Annotated in this window: 12 protein-coding genes; 1 reads left to right on the forward strand and 11 read right to left on the reverse strand. The window is 74.5% G+C overall.

Annotated features, from left to right (window positions below; all coding sequences use genetic code 11):
- Positions 1-4 precede the first annotated feature (4 nt).
- The 4 genes from AB0O00_RS17165 to AB0O00_RS17180 form a co-directional block, all read right to left on the reverse strand.
- Positions 5-811, reverse strand: coding sequence for an enoyl-CoA hydratase/isomerase family protein (locus AB0O00_RS17165; protein ID WP_363652551.1), 807 nt, complete (start codon positions 809-811; stop codon positions 5-7).
- 274 nt (positions 812-1,085) lie between these two features.
- The gene (locus AB0O00_RS17170) at positions 1,086-1,319 is read right to left on the reverse strand and encodes a helix-turn-helix domain-containing protein (RefSeq protein ID WP_030059940.1); all 234 of its coding nucleotides are present in this window, start codon (positions 1,317-1,319) and stop codon (positions 1,086-1,088) included.
- Positions 1,320-1,646: 327 nt separating this feature from the next.
- Positions 1,647-3,245 (reverse strand): ABC-F family ATP-binding cassette domain-containing protein, encoded by a 1,599-nt coding sequence (locus tag AB0O00_RS17175; protein WP_363652553.1) that lies wholly within the window; start codon positions 3,243-3,245, stop codon positions 1,647-1,649.
- Positions 3,246-3,474: 229 nt separating this feature from the next.
- Positions 3,475-4,536 carry a hypothetical protein gene (locus AB0O00_RS17180; RefSeq protein WP_363652555.1) on the reverse strand — a complete coding sequence of 354 codons (1,062 nt, stop codon included), beginning with the start codon at positions 4,534-4,536 and terminating at the stop codon, positions 3,475-3,477.
- A gap of 379 nt (positions 4,537-4,915) precedes the next feature.
- Here AB0O00_RS17180 and AB0O00_RS17185 point away from each other — a divergent pair, with 379 nt between their 5' ends.
- A complete protein-coding gene (locus AB0O00_RS17185; RefSeq protein ID WP_363652557.1) occupies positions 4,916-6,139 on the forward strand; it encodes a glycosyl hydrolase in 1,224 nt (407 codons plus the stop codon).
- A gap of 17 nt (positions 6,140-6,156) precedes the next feature.
- Here AB0O00_RS17185 and AB0O00_RS17190 read toward each other — a convergent pair whose 3' ends face one another.
- From AB0O00_RS17190 to AB0O00_RS17220, 7 genes are all read right to left on the reverse strand, one after another.
- The gene (locus AB0O00_RS17190) at positions 6,157-7,350 is read right to left on the reverse strand and encodes a GNAT family N-acetyltransferase (protein ID WP_363652559.1); all 1,194 of its coding nucleotides are present in this window, start codon (positions 7,348-7,350) and stop codon (positions 6,157-6,159) included.
- Complete coding sequence (locus tag AB0O00_RS17195) at positions 7,347-8,102, reverse strand: Wzz/FepE/Etk N-terminal domain-containing protein (RefSeq protein WP_363652561.1); 756 nt, start codon at positions 8,100-8,102, stop codon at positions 7,347-7,349. Before AB0O00_RS17195 ends, AB0O00_RS17190 begins: the two co-directional genes overlap by 4 nt.
- Before the next feature lie 77 nt (positions 8,103-8,179).
- Positions 8,180-9,295: a glycosyltransferase gene (locus AB0O00_RS17200; RefSeq protein ID WP_363652562.1), complete on the reverse strand. Its 1,116-nt coding sequence runs from the start codon at positions 9,293-9,295 to the stop codon at positions 8,180-8,182.
- Complete coding sequence (locus tag AB0O00_RS17205) at positions 9,292-10,155, reverse strand: polysaccharide deacetylase family protein (RefSeq protein ID WP_363652564.1); 864 nt, start codon at positions 10,153-10,155, stop codon at positions 9,292-9,294. The genes AB0O00_RS17200 and AB0O00_RS17205 overlap by 4 nt, the downstream gene beginning before the upstream one ends.
- Entirely contained in the window at positions 10,145-11,869 is a 1,725-nt protein-coding gene (locus tag AB0O00_RS17210) for a lipid II flippase MurJ (protein ID WP_363652565.1), read from the reverse strand. Before AB0O00_RS17210 ends, AB0O00_RS17205 begins: the two co-directional genes overlap by 11 nt.
- Before the next feature lies 1 nt (position 11,870).
- Positions 11,871-13,187, reverse strand: coding sequence for an O-antigen ligase family protein (locus AB0O00_RS17215; protein ID WP_363652567.1), 1,317 nt, complete (start codon positions 13,185-13,187; stop codon positions 11,871-11,873).
- A gap of 7 nt (positions 13,188-13,194) precedes the next feature.
- Positions 13,195-14,029: exopolysaccharide biosynthesis polyprenyl glycosylphosphotransferase (locus tag AB0O00_RS17220; RefSeq protein WP_363652569.1), on the reverse strand; the 835-nt coding region annotated here is incomplete at its 5' end.

The following is a 14,029-nucleotide window of genomic DNA, read 5'->3' on the forward strand; positions in this document are numbered from 1 at the left end:
GGCGTCAGTCGCCGATGCCCGCCAGGTCCCGCAGGCGGCGGGCCTGCGCGACCCGTTCGGCCGAACGCTGCTCGTCGAACGACCGGCCGGAGGCCCCCTGCAGCAGGGCCTTGGTCTCGATCGCGGCGTTGCGCGGCGCGGCCAGCAGCGCGGCGGCGAGGTCGCGCGCGGCGGCGTCGAGCTCCGCGCCCGGGACCTCGATGTTGGCCAGGCCGATCGCGACGGCCTCCGTGGCCCCGACCCAGCGGCCGGTCACGCAGATCTCCAGCGCCCTTGCGTAGCCCACGAGTTCGGTGAGCGGCTTGGTGCCGGCGAGGTCGGGGACGAGCCCGAGCGACGTCTCCTTCATGGAGAACTGGACGTCCTGCGCGACGACCCGCAGGTCGCAGCCGAGCGCGAGCTGGAACCCGGCGCCGACGGCGTGCCCCTGGACGGCCGCGATCGAGATCAGGTCGGGCCGGCGCCACCAGGTGAAGGCCTCCTGGTAGGTGGCGATGGTGTCGTCGAGCTCCTTGTCCCCGGCCGCCGCGAGCTGGAGGAAGCTGGGCTCGCCGGGGATGCCCTCGGGGGTGAACATGGCCCGGTCCAGGCCGGCGGAGAAGGAGACGCCCTCCGCGCGGAGCAGCACGACGCGGACGGTGCCGGGCAGGTCGCGGCCGACGGCGGCGAGGGCGCGCCACATGGCGGGCGACTGGGCGTTGCGCCGCTTGGGCTGACACAGGGTGACGACGGCGAGTTCGCCGTCGATCTCCAGGCGGACGCCGTCCTGCTCCCCGCTCGGGGTCTGCGGGTCGGTGGCGGGGGCGGTCATGCGGAGACCTCCGGTGGCGAGGGACTTGGCTACCGGAGAGTAACAAACCCGGGCGCGCAGCGGCAGACCCACCGGCCCGGGAGTATCGGGGAATTCGGCGAAAAGGAAATGCGGGCATGACGATCGGCGGCCGGTCCACTCGATCCGAGGGTGGACGAATCAGCTGGTCGACTCACGATCAGCTCACGATCGTCGGACAATTAGCGACGATCGCCACTCGTCTCCCCGGTCGGCGCCCTGCCGCCGCGTCATCCAGCCATGAGCCGACGGGCCGTCAGGAACCAGCCCCGGCAGTCGCCTTGTTCTTGCCCCGCGTGGCACCGCCGCGGCCCCGGAGGATCACTCCGGACTCGCTCAGCATCCGGTGCACGAAGCCGTACGAGCGACCGGTCTCCTCCGCGAGAGCGCGAATGCTCGCCCCGGAGTCGTACTTCTTCTTGAGATCGGCCGCGAGCTTCTCACGCGCGGCACCGGTCACCCGGCTGCCCTTTTTCAGAGTCTCGGCCACCCGTGCCTCCTCGTAGCGTTGCTCGGTCAGATTCCCATGATCACCCATCCACCGCGTCCTGGCCACCCATTCGACAAGGTCGATGTCGGGAATGCGCCCTCCTCCGGTGGTGATCCGAGCGCATCAGGGCGCTCACGCAGAGTGCACGCCCCCGGCCGTATTACGCCGGCTGCCGGAAAAGAGCTGATCAGCAGCGTCGGCCCGACCACGATCGAGTGGCGGGCCGACGGAAGCTCCTTAAACGGAATCCGGGACTGCTTCATTCCCGGACACGCCGTAAGGACTAGATTTTCTGGTCCGAAAAGGGGAGGGGGCGTCTACTTCCGGTCAGGCCAGCGAGACCAGATCGGCGTAGGACGGGTTCCACAGGTCCTCCACACCGTCTGGCAGCAGGATGATCCGCTCCGGGTCGAGCGCCTCGACCGCGCCCTCGTCGTGGGTGACCAGCACGACCGCCCCGGAGAACTCGCGCAGCGCGCCCAGGATCTCCTCGCGGCTGGCCGGGTCGAGGTTGTTGGTGGGCTCGTCGAGCAGCAGCACGTTGGCGGAGGAGACCACCAGGGTGGCCAGCGCCAGACGGGTCTTCTCACCGCCCGAGAGCACCCCGGCCGGCTTGTCCACGTCGTCGCCGGAGAACAGGAACGAGCCGAGGATCTTGCGGATCTGCACCAGGTCCGTGTCCGGCGCGGCCGAGCGCATGTTCTCCAGGACGCTGCGGTCCGCGTCGAGGGTCTCGTGCTCCTGGGCGTAGTAGCCGATCTTCAGGCCGTGGCCCGGGATGACCTCGCCGGTGTCCGGCGCCTCCACCCCGGCGAGCATCCGCAGCAGGGTGGTCTTGCCGGCGCCGTTGAAGCCCAGCACGACGACCCGCGAACCCCGGTCGATCGCCAGGTCCACGTCGGTGAAGATCTCCAGTGAGCCGTAGGACTTGGACAGTCCGCTGGCGGTCAGCGGGGTCTTGCCGCAGGGGGCCGGCTCCGGGAAGCGCAGCTTGGCGACCTTGTCGTTCGCCCGGACCTGCTCCAGGCCCGCGAGCAGCTTGTCGGCGCGGCGGGCCATGTTCTGCGCGGCCACCGTCTTGGTCGCCTTGGCGCGCATCTTGTCGGCCTGGGCGTTCAGCGTCGCGGCCTTCTTCTCGGCGTTGGCCCGCTCGCGCTTGCGGCGCTTCTCGTCGTCCTCGCGCTGCTGCTGGTACTGCTTCCAGCCCATGTTGTAGACGTCGATGGTGGAGCGGTTGGCGTCCAGGTAGAAGACCTTGTTGACGACCGTCTCGACCAGGTCGACGTCGTGCGAGATGACGATGAAGCCGCCCTTGTAGGTCTTCAGGAAGTCCCGCAGCCAGACGATCGAGTCCGCGTCGAGGTGGTTGGTGGGCTCGTCGAGGAGCAGCACATCGGAGTCGGAGAAGAGGATCCGGGCGAGCTCGACGCGGCGGCGCTGACCACCGGAGAGGGTGTGCAGCGGCTGGCCGAGGATGCGGTCCGGCAGGCCCAGCGCGGCGGCGATCGTGGCGGCCTCGGCCTCGGCGGCGTACCCGCCCTTGGTGAGGAACTCGGTCTCCAGCCGGGCGTACTTCTTCATCGCGTTGTCCCGGGTGGCGCCCTTGCCGTTGGCCATCCGGTCCTCGTTCTCGCGCATCTTCTTCAGCACGGTGTCGAGGCCGCGCGCGGAGAGGATGCGGTCCTTGGCGAGGACGTCGAGGTCGCCGGTGCGCGGGTCCTGCGGGAGGTAGCCGACCTCGCCGGAGCGGGTCACCGTGCCGGCGGCGGGCAGGCCCTCGCCGGCCAGCACCTTGGTCAGCGTGGTCTTGCCGGCGCCGTTGCGCCCGACCAGGCCGATCCGGTCGCCGGCGGCGACCTTGAAACTCGCGGACTCGATCAGAATGCGGGCGCCGGCGCGCAGCTCAAGGGCGTTCGCGGAAATCATGGCCGGGTACTACTCCTGGGACGTGGGCGGGCAGCCTGAGCGGTGCACAGGGCCGGGCGGCGGGAAGGGGGCTCGTCGGAGATCGGCGCGGCGCACAGGGCGCTGCCGCTCGCCCGCTATTGCCCGGAGAGAACAGCCATGACGGCAAGTCTACCGGGCCGCGCGCGGACGCCCCCGGGGGATTACCGCCCTGGGGTACCGGCGGCCCGTCCGGGCAAGGGCCCGGGCGCTACGGCTGCGGCGTCGCGGAGGCCTGGTCGGTGGCGGCGTCGGTCGGCTGGTCGGTGGTCGTCGGGGCCGGCTGGCCGGCCGGCTGGTCGGTGGCCGTCGCCGTCGGCGTCGCCGGGTCGGGCGCCGGGGCGGCCGTCGTGGGCGTGGCCGACGGGTCGGCGCAGGTGCTCTGCGAGCGGACGGCGGCGAACGGCGCGGCCGAGCTCTCGCACGGGACGACGGGCGCCGCGGCCTTGGTGTCGAACACCTTGGACGGGACGATCGGACCGTCGGTGATCTGCACCCGGGTGCGGTCCAGCACCTTGACCTGCGCGGCCGGGCCGGCGTTGAGCTCCCACCCGGTGCTGTCCAGCCGGTAGCCGGTGATGCCGCCGGAGACGGGCTGCGCGTTGCTCCCGAGGCAGCTGCGTGGGACGAGCACCGCGTAGTCGGTGTCGACCGTGCGCAGCGGGTCGTAGAGGCAGCTGCCCGGGGGCTTGCCGTTGTAGCGCAGGTCGCCGTCGGCGTCGCGCAGGCCCATGGTCAGGGTGGGGGTGACGATCGCCACCCACGGGGACGCCTTCTGGACAGTGTGCAGCGCCGCCGCGGCCCGGTCCTTGGCGAGCTGCTTGCGCTGCTCGTCGGTCCGCTTGTCGGCGCCCGGCTCGCCGTCGCCGCGCAGCCAGTCGGCCAGGCCGGGCACGGCCCGGTGCCAGCGCACCTCGTGGTCGCCCGGACGCACCGAGGTGATCAGGCCGTCGTCCCAGACCACGATGGCGTTGTCGCCGGCCATCGAGAGGTACAGCGCGGTCGCGCCCTCGCGGCGGTAGGACCAGGCCTGCTCGCCGGTCCCGCGGTGGAACGCCTCCAGGCCGGGGCCGACCTTCAGCTCCAGGTCGGCCGCGCTCAGCGACTGGGAGTTCACCGGCGTGGCCTCCGCGTCGCCCGGCCCCGCCACCCGGTCGCCGAACGGCACCGGCTTGTTGGCGTGCGCCGCCGCCCCGGCCGCAAGGACCAGCATCACCGCGACGGCGGGCAGGATCGAGCGGGGGGTCAGTACACGCAGCGGCTTCCAGGACACGTTGCGGAGGGTACCTTTCGGCGGGCACGCGAGTCAGCCGGGAATCGTCCCCGTCCCGCAGCGCGGACGCCGCACCGAAGCGCGCACGGCCGTCGCGCGCACCCCGCCGCCGACCTGCGCCGTCGGTGCCGCCCGGGTCCGGCGCCGCTCCGCGCGGCCCGCCGGGGGCGGGCTCCGGGGCCGGTCCGGACTGTTACAGAGGTGATACACGGCAGGCACTCGGATGCGCCGTTGCGGCAGTCGGCGTTCGAATATCGCCCACTTTAGGGTGACATTCGGCTTTTCCGTCGTCCGTCGGGCCTACTGTCGGCGAGCGGGGCGCCACGGTCCGTCCGCGCTCCCCCACCTGCACCCCGCCCCGCGACGTCCGGGAGAGACCATGCGCATCGGCCGCCTGACGCTGGCCGCCGCCGCCCTGCTGCTGATGGCCACCGCCAGCGTCCCGGCCGGGACGCCGCTCAGCCAGGCCGAACGGCGCTCCCTCTCCTCCGACGCCTTCGACCCGCGCGGCGCCGCACCCCGGCCGGCCGTCCAGCGGCCCAGGCACGAACCGCCCTTCGGCGCCTTCGTCGGCTCGTGGGACAACTACATCCCGCAGATCGGCCGGTACGCGCACTGGCTCGGCGACGCCAACCTCCAGGTCGGCCACACCTACCTGGCGGGCAACGGCTGGACGGACGTCGAGGGCGAGCCGGTGGTGCTCGGCATGTGGTCGCAGTGGCGCCTCGCCGACCCGTCCCGGGTGCTCGTGCTCGGCGTGCCGATGCTGGTGCCCAACGAGGCGCACGTGCCGGACGCCGAGGTGGCCAGGCTGCTCGGCCAGGGCGCGCGCGGCGACTTCGACCGGCACTTCCTCAAGCTGGCCCACCGGCTGGTCGCCCTCGGCGGCGCGGACACCGTGCTGACCCCCGGCTGGGAGATGAACGGCGTCACCTACACCCACCGCTGCAAGCCGGACCCCACCGCATGGAAGGCGTACTGGCGGCGGATCGTCAAGGTGATGCGCTCGGTGCCCGGCCAGCACTTCCGCTTCGACTTCACGCCCAACCGCGGGCTGGACGCGATCCCGTGGACCAAGTGCTACCCCGGCGACGACGTCGTCGACATCATCGGCATGGACAGCTACGACCAGCCCGCCGGCGCCACCTTCGACGACTACGTGCGCGAGCCGTACGGGCTCCAGGACCAGGTGGAGTTCGCCGCCAAGCGCGGCAAGCAGGTCTCCTACCCGGAGTGGGGCCTGTTCCGCAACGGCGACAACCCGGCCTACGTGCAGCGCATGGTCGAGTGGATGCGCACCCACGACACCGCCTACCAGACCGTCACGGACTACTGTCCGCACGGCTTCTTCGGATGCGACGGCAACCCGCGCTCCAGCGCGCGGTTCAAGCAGCTGATGGCGGGCTCGAAGGGGGCGCCGGCGGTCGTCCCGACGGCGCCCCCGGTCCCGACCGCGCCGGCCGCGCCGGCCGTGCCCGTCCTGCCCTCCGGGCCGGGCGCACCGACCCCGCCGGGCGCCCAGGGCAGCCCGAGCCCGTCGGCCGGAGCGTCGCCCACCGGCTCCCCGAGCCCGTCGCCGAGCGGGACCCCGGCCCGGCGGTAGGGCGCCCGGCCCGCAGGTCAGGTGCGGCGGCGGGCCAGCAGCGCCTCCTTGAGGCGCGGGAAGCGGGTCCGCAGGAGGCGCGCCACCGTCTGCCGGGCCCGGATCACACCGGCCCTCGCGGTGGCTGCCGGCGCCGCGCCCGCCGGGCCGAACAGCAGCCGCTGGTTGGCCAGTTGGTCCGGACGCCAGCGCTGCTTGTACGGCTCCTGACCGCGCAGCAGGCTCAGCACCGGGATCCCGGCGCCGACCGTCTCGTCCAGCGCCGCGGCGAACAGCAGCCCGGCGATGTCCAGCCGCTCGCGCAACGCCGGGTGCGCGCCGTACAGGTACAGGCCGCCGAAGGACGGGCAGAGCAGCAGCAGGTTCACCGCCATCAGCTCGCCGTCCAGCCGGAACTGGTGGACGGCAGCCCGGCCGGAGGCGACCATCCCGGTCGTGGACTCGACCAGGTGCCGGGCGAAGCGCTCGGTGCGGTGCTCCGGCGTCACACCGCGCTCGTGCCACTGCAGGAAGTGCAGCCGCAGCAGGCCCTCCAGCGCCGCCGGCACCTCCGCCACCGGCGTCGTGGTGACCTCCACGCCCGCCTCGGCGATCTTGCGCAGCTTCACCCGGCTGCGCTGCGCGGTCTTGCCGGGCACCCGCTTCAGCAGCTGCTCCATCGAGACGGCCGGCAGGTACTGGCAGAGCGAGTCGGCGAACCGGCGGCGCCGGCCCCGCCAGTGCTCGAACACCTTCTGCACGGCCGCCTCGGGACGGACCTCGCGCAGCTCCAGCGTGTGCCACGGCCGGGTGAGCGGGAGCGCGGCGGCGAACTCGGCGGCGGCCCGGTCGGCGCAGTCGTCGTCGAGCAGGACGTCGGTGAAGTCGACCAGCCCGTCGCCGAGTGCGGTCAGCCCGCCGAACGGGCCGCCGCGCCGCCGGAAGGCACCCGCGCCGACCAGCAGGCCGTCCCGGCGGACGGTCACCACCAGCAGGCCGCCCGGGGTGCCGTAGTGGCGCCACCACGAGCGCTGCCAGTCGGCGGCCTGGAAGAAGGTGGCCGTCCGGCAGCGGGCGGCCAGGTCGTCCCATTCCTCGGCGAGGGCGTCGAGGGCGCCGTCGTCGCGGCGCAGTTCGGTGGTCCAGGCCGGGCCCCGCGCGGGTGCGGGCGCCGGACCGGACCGCTGGACGGCTTGGGCGGGCAGGCCGACGGACCGGGCCTTGGTGCTCATCGCGCGCTCCCGGTCGCGGCCTTCTCCTTCGCGGAGGGCTTCGCCTCGGCCGCGGCGGCGGTGCCGGCGGGCTTGTCGGACGCCTTCTGGGCCGTGGCCGGCTTCTCGGCCGGCTTCCCGGCGGGCCGCTCCTCGGTGCGCGGGCGCGGGGTGCTCGGGGCGGCGGGCGCCTCCGGGGCCTCGGACGACGCGGCGTCGCCACGGCGGCGGGTCATCATCGCCAGCGCGCCCAGCAGCAGGCCGGCCGCGCCGCCGACCGCGACGTCCAGCGTGCCGGACGGCGTGCTGGGCTTGTCCGGGGCGGCGGCCGGGGCCAGCGTGACCAGCCGGACGCTGGTGTCCTTGCTGCTGGCGTTGGCGAAGGAGACCAGCGAGCGGGCCACCGCGTCGGCGGTCCTGGCGGCCTCCTGGGCCCGGGTGCCGGTGCCGGTGATCTCGATCATCGGGGCGTCCGGCGAGGTCGTCCCGTGCACCAGGTTCCCCAGCTCGGTGAGGCTGTGCCCGGTCTCGGCGGCGGCCACCGCGAGCACCTGCGGCTGGCCGGCCAGCCGCCCGTACGCCTGGGCGAAGTTGGTCGCGGTGGCCGCCTCCCCCGGGTTCTGCGCCACCACGAGCACGTAGGCGCTGGCCGAGTACGAAGGGTGCGAGACGACGGCGTACCCGGCGCCGGCCGCGGCACCCAGCGGCACCGCGAGCGCCACCGGCCACCAGTGGCGGAGGAGGCTGCGGGCGCTTCGGCGCGGTGTGGTCATGCGCGATACTCCTTGGAGATCAGGTTGGAGATCAGGACCGCGTGGGCGGCCCTTCGGTGAGCGGGCCGGGGGGGCGGTCAAGCCCGGGCCAGGCGGTCGTAGAGGGCGCCGAGGTCGGCGGCGACCCGGACGATGTCGTAGTGGCCGACCGCCGGGGGGTGCGGCAGCGGGCCGGCGGTGTGGTCGTCGAGGCGCCGCAGCTCGCGCAGCGACGTCGCGTACGCGGTGGGGTCGGACGGGATGCGGCGGGCCTGCGGGGCGGCGCTGGGCGGCAGTTCGTCGAGCGCGGGGCAGGCGCTGTGCCGCACCGGGAGTCCGGCCGCGAGCCCCTCCAGGACGCCGAGGCCGAAGGTCTCCTCGGTCGAGGGGGCGGCGAGGACGTCCAGCGCGGCGAGGAGCTCCGGCACGTCGTCGCGCTCGCCGGTGAGCACCAGCCTTTCCCGGACGCCCAGTTCGACGGCCCGCCGCTCCAGGGCGGCGCGCTCCGGGCCCTCGCCGATCAGCACCAGCCGGGTGCTCCGGTCGAGGCCGGCGAGCGCCTCCAGCAGGACGTCGAAGCGCTTGCCGGGCACCAGGCGACCGATCCCGCCGACCACCCAACTCCCCTCCGGCAGACCGAGTTCGGCGCGCAGCCGACGCCGGGCGGCGGCCCGCTCGGCCTCCGGGCGGCGGAAGCGGGCGGCGTCGATGCCGTTGGGGATCAGCTCGACCCGGCTCGGCGGGACGCCCCACGCGTGCAGCGTCTGGGCCACCTGGCGCGAGACCGCGACGGTGGTGGTCCCGAGCCGTTCGGCCGCCAGGTAGAGGCCCTTGACGCCCCGGGTGACCGGGCGGCCCTCGATCACCCCGGCGTGCAGCGAGTGCTCGGTGGACACCACCGCGCGGACCCCGGCCAGGCGCGCCGCGAGCCGGCCGTACAGCTGCGCGCGGTAGAGGTGGGTGTGCACGAGGTCGTAGCGGCCGGTGCGCACCAGCCGGACCAGCCGGGGCAGCGCGCCGAGGTCCCGGTTGCCGCGCATGTCCAGGTGGTGGACGGTGAAGCCCTCGGCGCGCAGGGCGGTGGCGACGGTGCCGGGGTTGGTGAGGGCGAGCACCTCGCACTGCTGGTGTGGCGGCAAGTGCCGCAGCAACAGCTGGAGTTGGCGCTCGGCCCCGCCGGAGGCGAGGCCGGTGACGATGTGCAGGACCCTCACCGCGCCGACCTCCGGCGGGCGAGCCGGGCGCGGCGCAGCTCGGTGACGGTGTCGCGCAGCCGGTGCCGGCCGCGCTTGGCGCGCAGCCGCCAGGCGCCGTCGCGGTCGCCGACGTAGCAGCGGGGCAGTGCGAAGCGGCCGGTGAGCGGGGAGTGGGCGATCGCGACGGCGTAGTCGTAGCCGGCGTCGCGGACGGCCACGGTGGCGGGCAGGTCGACGTTGCCGTACGGGTAGCAGAAGCCGGTGACCGGGCCGCCGACGACCTCCTCCAGGAGCCTGCGGCTCTCCCGGGTCTGGGTCGCGAGGACGTCGGCGGGCAGGCCGGGCAGCGACTGGTGGCCGAGGCCGTGCGAGCCGATCTCCCAGCCGGCGGCGGCGAGTTCGGTGACCTCCTGGACGGTGAGGAGCTTCTTGCGCGGGCCCTCGACGTCCCAGTCGTTGGCCCGGCCGAGCAGGTCGGCGACGACGTAAGCGGTGGCGGTGAAGCCGTACGCCTGGAGGATCGGTACGGCGTGGCGCGCGAAGTCGGCGTAGCCGTCGTCGAAGGTGAGTCCGACGAGCTTGTCGTCGCGCCCGGCGGCGCGGGCGCGCATCAGCTCGCGGACCGAGACGCCGCGCCGGCCGCGCCGGTGCAGCCAGGCGATCTGTTCGGCGAAGCGCTCGGGGCTGACGGTGAGTTGGTAGGGGTCCTCCTCCTCGACCGCGACCGAGTGGTACATCAGGATCCAGGGCGAGGTGGCCCCGGGGCCGGGCGGTTCGCCGATCGGGCGGCGGCTGCGGGGCAGTCGGGCCCGGTGCGGTGGGGCGTCGGTGACGCCCGCCTGGGCGGCCGAACGGACGGTTCCCCGTTCAGTGTCCATGGGGAAGCTTCCCTTCATCGGCGACGGTTGGCGGGTTCAGGACCCGGACGGCGGCGAGGACCGGGCCGCGGACCTCCCTGGCACCGAAGCCGGCGCCGAGGGCGGCGAAGGCCAGCGCCACGGCCAGGCCCCCGAGCACGGTCGAGAGCAGGGGGTCGGCGCTGAGGCCGGCCGCGCCGGTGCCGAGCACGGTGGCCCCGGCGGCGGCGGCCAGCAGCCGGCCGTGGCCACCAAGCACCAGGCGCAGCCGCAGCGGAATGCCGCGCAGGACGAGGCCGCGCAGCAGCAGGGCCGCGGTGGTGGTGATGCCGGCCGCGTTCCCGGCGGCGAGGCCGAGGGCGCCGAAGCGGGGCGTGGCGAGCACGCCGACGCTCACGGTGACGGCGAGGCCGAGCAGCATCGCGGCGACGGGGTACCAGTCGAGCAGGCGCCGCCCCCCGTCGTCGGTGCCCGGCTCGTCGGCCCGGCGCACGACGGGGCGCAGCGAGAAGTACGGGCGGATCATGACGCCGATCAGCGCCTGGGCGGGCAGGCCGAAGCTGTAGACCCGGATGACGGCGGCGGTGGCGGCGGTGTCCTGCGGGCCGAAGGCGCCGCGCTGGAAGAGCAGCGAGACGACCGAAGGCGCGCAGGCCATCAGGAACGCCGTACCGAGCAGGACGACGGCGGCGGCCTGGCCGAGGTCCTTCTCGACCCGGTCGCGAGCGGTGGTGAGATCCCCGGCCGCGAGCGCGCGGGCGACCAGCGGGAAGGTGACGGTGCAGATCAGGATGCCCGCCGTCATGGCGAGTTGGGAGACCTTCGCGGCGTAGTTGAGGTGCGAGATGGTGCCGGGCGGCAGTGCGGAGCCGAGGTAGCGCTCGACGAACACCTGGGACTGGCGGGTCAGGGTGAAGGCGGCGACCGGCAGCAGCGCGAGCGGCATCAGGACCAGGGCGTGGCGCGAGCGGCGGGAGCGGGCCGCGCGGACCGTGTTCAGGCGGCGCAGGAAGGGGCCGACGAGCAGGGCGGCCATCAGGACGCTGCCGACCGCGACGCCGAGGGCGGCCGAGCGGACGCCGAGGAAGGACTGGCAGCTCAGCATCACGGCCAGGATGCCGATGTTGTAGGCGACGTAGATGCCGGCCGGCGCGGTGAAGCAGTGGTGGGCGCGCAGCGCGGCGGCGAGGTAGCCGGCGACGCCGAAGGGCAGCACGGTGATCGCGGTGATCCGGGTGCAGGAGACGGCGAGGCCGGGGTCGCCGAGGCCGGGGGCGAGCAGGTCGACGAGCTGCGGCGCGCCGATCGCGGCGCCGAGGGCGAGGGCGCTGAGCGCGAGCAGCAGCCCGGGCAGGGTGGCGCGGACGAGCTGGCGGACCGGGTCCGGGCCGTCCGGGCGCTCCTCGCGCAGGACCAGGGCGAGGGCGAAGGCGGGCACCATGAGGAAGGACATGGCGTCCTCGATCAGCAGCGGTGCGGCCGTCTCGGGCACCGTCCAGGCGACGAGGAAGGCGTCGGTGCCCTGGTTGGCGCCGAAGTAGCGGGCCAGCAGGAGGTCGCGCAGGAGCCCGAGGGCGGAACCGGCGGCGCTGAGGACGGCGGTGATGCCGAAGGCCTTGGCGAGGAAGCCGCGGCGGGGGGCCGGGTCGGGGCCGCCGGGCGCGACCTCCTCGGCGGGCGGGACTTGGCGGGGCGCGGGCAGCGTCGGGGCGAGCGCGGGCTGGTCCGTCGTCATGTCAGGCCTCCGGGGTCGCGGCGCGGGCGGCGAGGCCGAGGACGACGGAGGTCAGCACGGTGGTGGTGCCGCCGATGTCGGCGTAGAGGAAGTCGACGAGCACCCACGTCAGCAGGGCGAGCGCGGCGAGGCCGGGGCCGCGGGAGCGGCGCAGGCAGCCGAGCAGCAGGCCGAGGAAGAGTGCGGCGTAGGCGACGATGCCGATCAGTCCCTGCTCGCTGAGCACCAGGAAGTACATGTTGTGCGGGGAGAGCAGCGGCTCCCGCTGGAAGCCGATGGTGGGGTCGGCGGCGTCGCTGCCGGAGGACAGCCGCAGCGGGGCGTGGCTGTCGCGCAGCTGCTGGAAGGCCTTGGGGCCGGCGCCGTGGACGGGGTGGTCCTGCCAGATCCGGGTCGCGGTCGACCACAGGTCGTAGCGGTCGGAGACGGACTGGTCGGGGGCGGCCTCGACGGAGCCGATCGAGCTGAGCCGCTCGGTGACGCCGGAGGCGCCGAGGCCGAGGCCGCCGACGAGGACGACGGCGGCGGCCGCGCCGAGCACGACGCCCCGCACGAGCAGCCGGGCGTCGGCGCGCAGCAGCAGGACGGTGGCGCTGACGCCGGTGGCGATCCAGCTGCCGCGGCTGAAGGAGACGGCGAGGGGGAAGGCCAGGAAGGCCGCGGAGGCGTACATCGCGCGCCGCAGCCGGACGCTGCCGCGGGAACCACGCTCGGCGAGTGCGAGCGCGAGGGCCGCCAGCAGGCCGTAGCTGACGACGGTGGACATCGCCATGATGTCGAGCGCGCCGAACGTGCCGACGGCGCGGATCGGCTGGCCGGTGTACGAGGCGCCGGTGCGGGTCAGGTACTGGTTCGCGCCGACGGCGCCCTCGATGAGCGCGGCGGCCACGAAGGAGCCGAGGACGAGCCGCTGGTCGGTGCGGTCGCGCAGCGAGCAGAGCACCCCGGCCGGCACCAGGACGAAGACCTGGACGAGCCGGACGAAGCCGGTGACGCTGCCGGCCGGGTCGATCGAGCCGACGGTGGCGACGGCGGCGGCGGCCACGATCGCGGCGAACTGCGCGCAGGTGGTGCGGCCGACGGCGGGCAGGCGCCCGCGCAGCAGGTTCCAGGCGGTGAGGGCGACCAGCGCCAGCGAGGCGAGGTCGGCGGCGGTGATGTGGACGGCCGCCGTGACGTCCTTCTCCCCGGTGGGCACGCACACCAGCAGCACGGTCGCCGCGGCGAGCAGGCTCGGCCGGTCGGCGAGCGCGGGCAGCGCCCTCCGTAAGGCCGGCCGGGGAGAGGCCCGCAGGACGGTGGAGAGGGTGAGGGCCACGAGAAGGTCAGCTCCCGTCCGGGTGGAGCATCAGGGCCGCGGTGCGGCACAGGATCTTGACGTCCTGCCAGAGGCTCCAGCTCTCGATGTAGCGGTTGTCGAAGCGGGCCCGGTCCTCGATCGAGGTGTCCCCGCGCAGGCCGTTGACCTGGGCGAGGCCGGTGAGGCCGACCGGGACCCGGTGGCGGTCCGCGTACTCGGGGTAGGCCTGGCTGAACCGCATGACGAAGTAGGGGCGTTCGGGGCGCGGGCCGACGAGGCTCATGTCGCCGCGCAGGACGTTCCACAGCTGCGGCAGCTCGTCCAGCGAGCTCTTGCGCAGCAGCCGGCCGACGGCGCCCATCCGGTGGTCCTGGGAGATGTTCCAGCGGGTGGCCGACTCGTGCTCGTTGCTCGGGCGCAGGGTGCGGAACTTGAGGACGGTGAAGACCCGGCCGTCGAGCCCGGTGCGCTGCTGGCGGAAGAGCACGCCGGGGCCGGTGTCGAAGCGGACGGCGAGCGCGCACAGGGCGAGGACCGGGGCGAGCAGCAGCAGGCCGAACCCGGCGGCGGCGACGTCCAGGGCGCGCTTGGCGGCCCAGCCGGGGCGGCGCATCGCGGGGCGCCCGACCTGGAGGCAGGGGAACCCCCACACGTGGTCGCCGCCGGCCAGCGGCGCGGTGGGCAGCGAGCCGTACTCGCGCAGCGCGGGCACCAGCCAGACCTGGCAGCCGAGCCGGGCGGCGTCGCGCAGGGTGGCGGCGGTCTCGGCCTCGTCGGCGGCGCCGGCGGTGGCGACGACGTGCTGGACGCGGTGGCGGTGGACCTCGCGCTCCAGGACCTCCCGGCCGCCGAGGACGGGC

The sequence above is a fragment of the Kitasatospora sp. NPDC093558 genome, assembly GCF_040683475.1.
GTDB lineage: Bacteria > Actinomycetota > Actinomycetes > Streptomycetales > Streptomycetaceae > Kitasatospora.

Excerpts from the sequence above, each read along its gene's own strand:
- AB0O00_RS17165 (WP_363652551.1), bottom strand. The coding sequence starts at position 811 with ATGACCGCCCCCGCCACCGACCCGCAGACCCCGAGCGGGGAGCAGGAC.
- AB0O00_RS17205 (WP_363652564.1), bottom strand. The coding sequence starts at position 10,155 with ATGGACACTGAACGGGGAACCGTCCGTTCGGCCGCCCAGGCGGGCGTC.
- AB0O00_RS17195 (WP_363652561.1), bottom strand. The coding sequence starts at position 8,102 with ATGACCACACCGCGCCGAAGCGCCCGCAGCCTCCTCCGCCACTGGTGG.
- AB0O00_RS17190 (WP_363652559.1), bottom strand. The coding sequence starts at position 7,350 with ATGAGCACCAAGGCCCGGTCCGTCGGCCTGCCCGCCCAAGCCGTCCAG.
- AB0O00_RS17210 (WP_363652565.1), bottom strand. The coding sequence starts at position 11,869 with ATGACGACGGACCAGCCCGCGCTCGCCCCGACGCTGCCCGCGCCCCGC.
- AB0O00_RS17185 (WP_363652557.1), top strand. The coding sequence starts at position 4,916 with ATGCGCATCGGCCGCCTGACGCTGGCCGCCGCCGCCCTGCTGCTGATG.
- AB0O00_RS17175 (WP_363652553.1), bottom strand. The coding sequence starts at position 3,245 with ATGATTTCCGCGAACGCCCTTGAGCTGCGCGCCGGCGCCCGCATTCTG.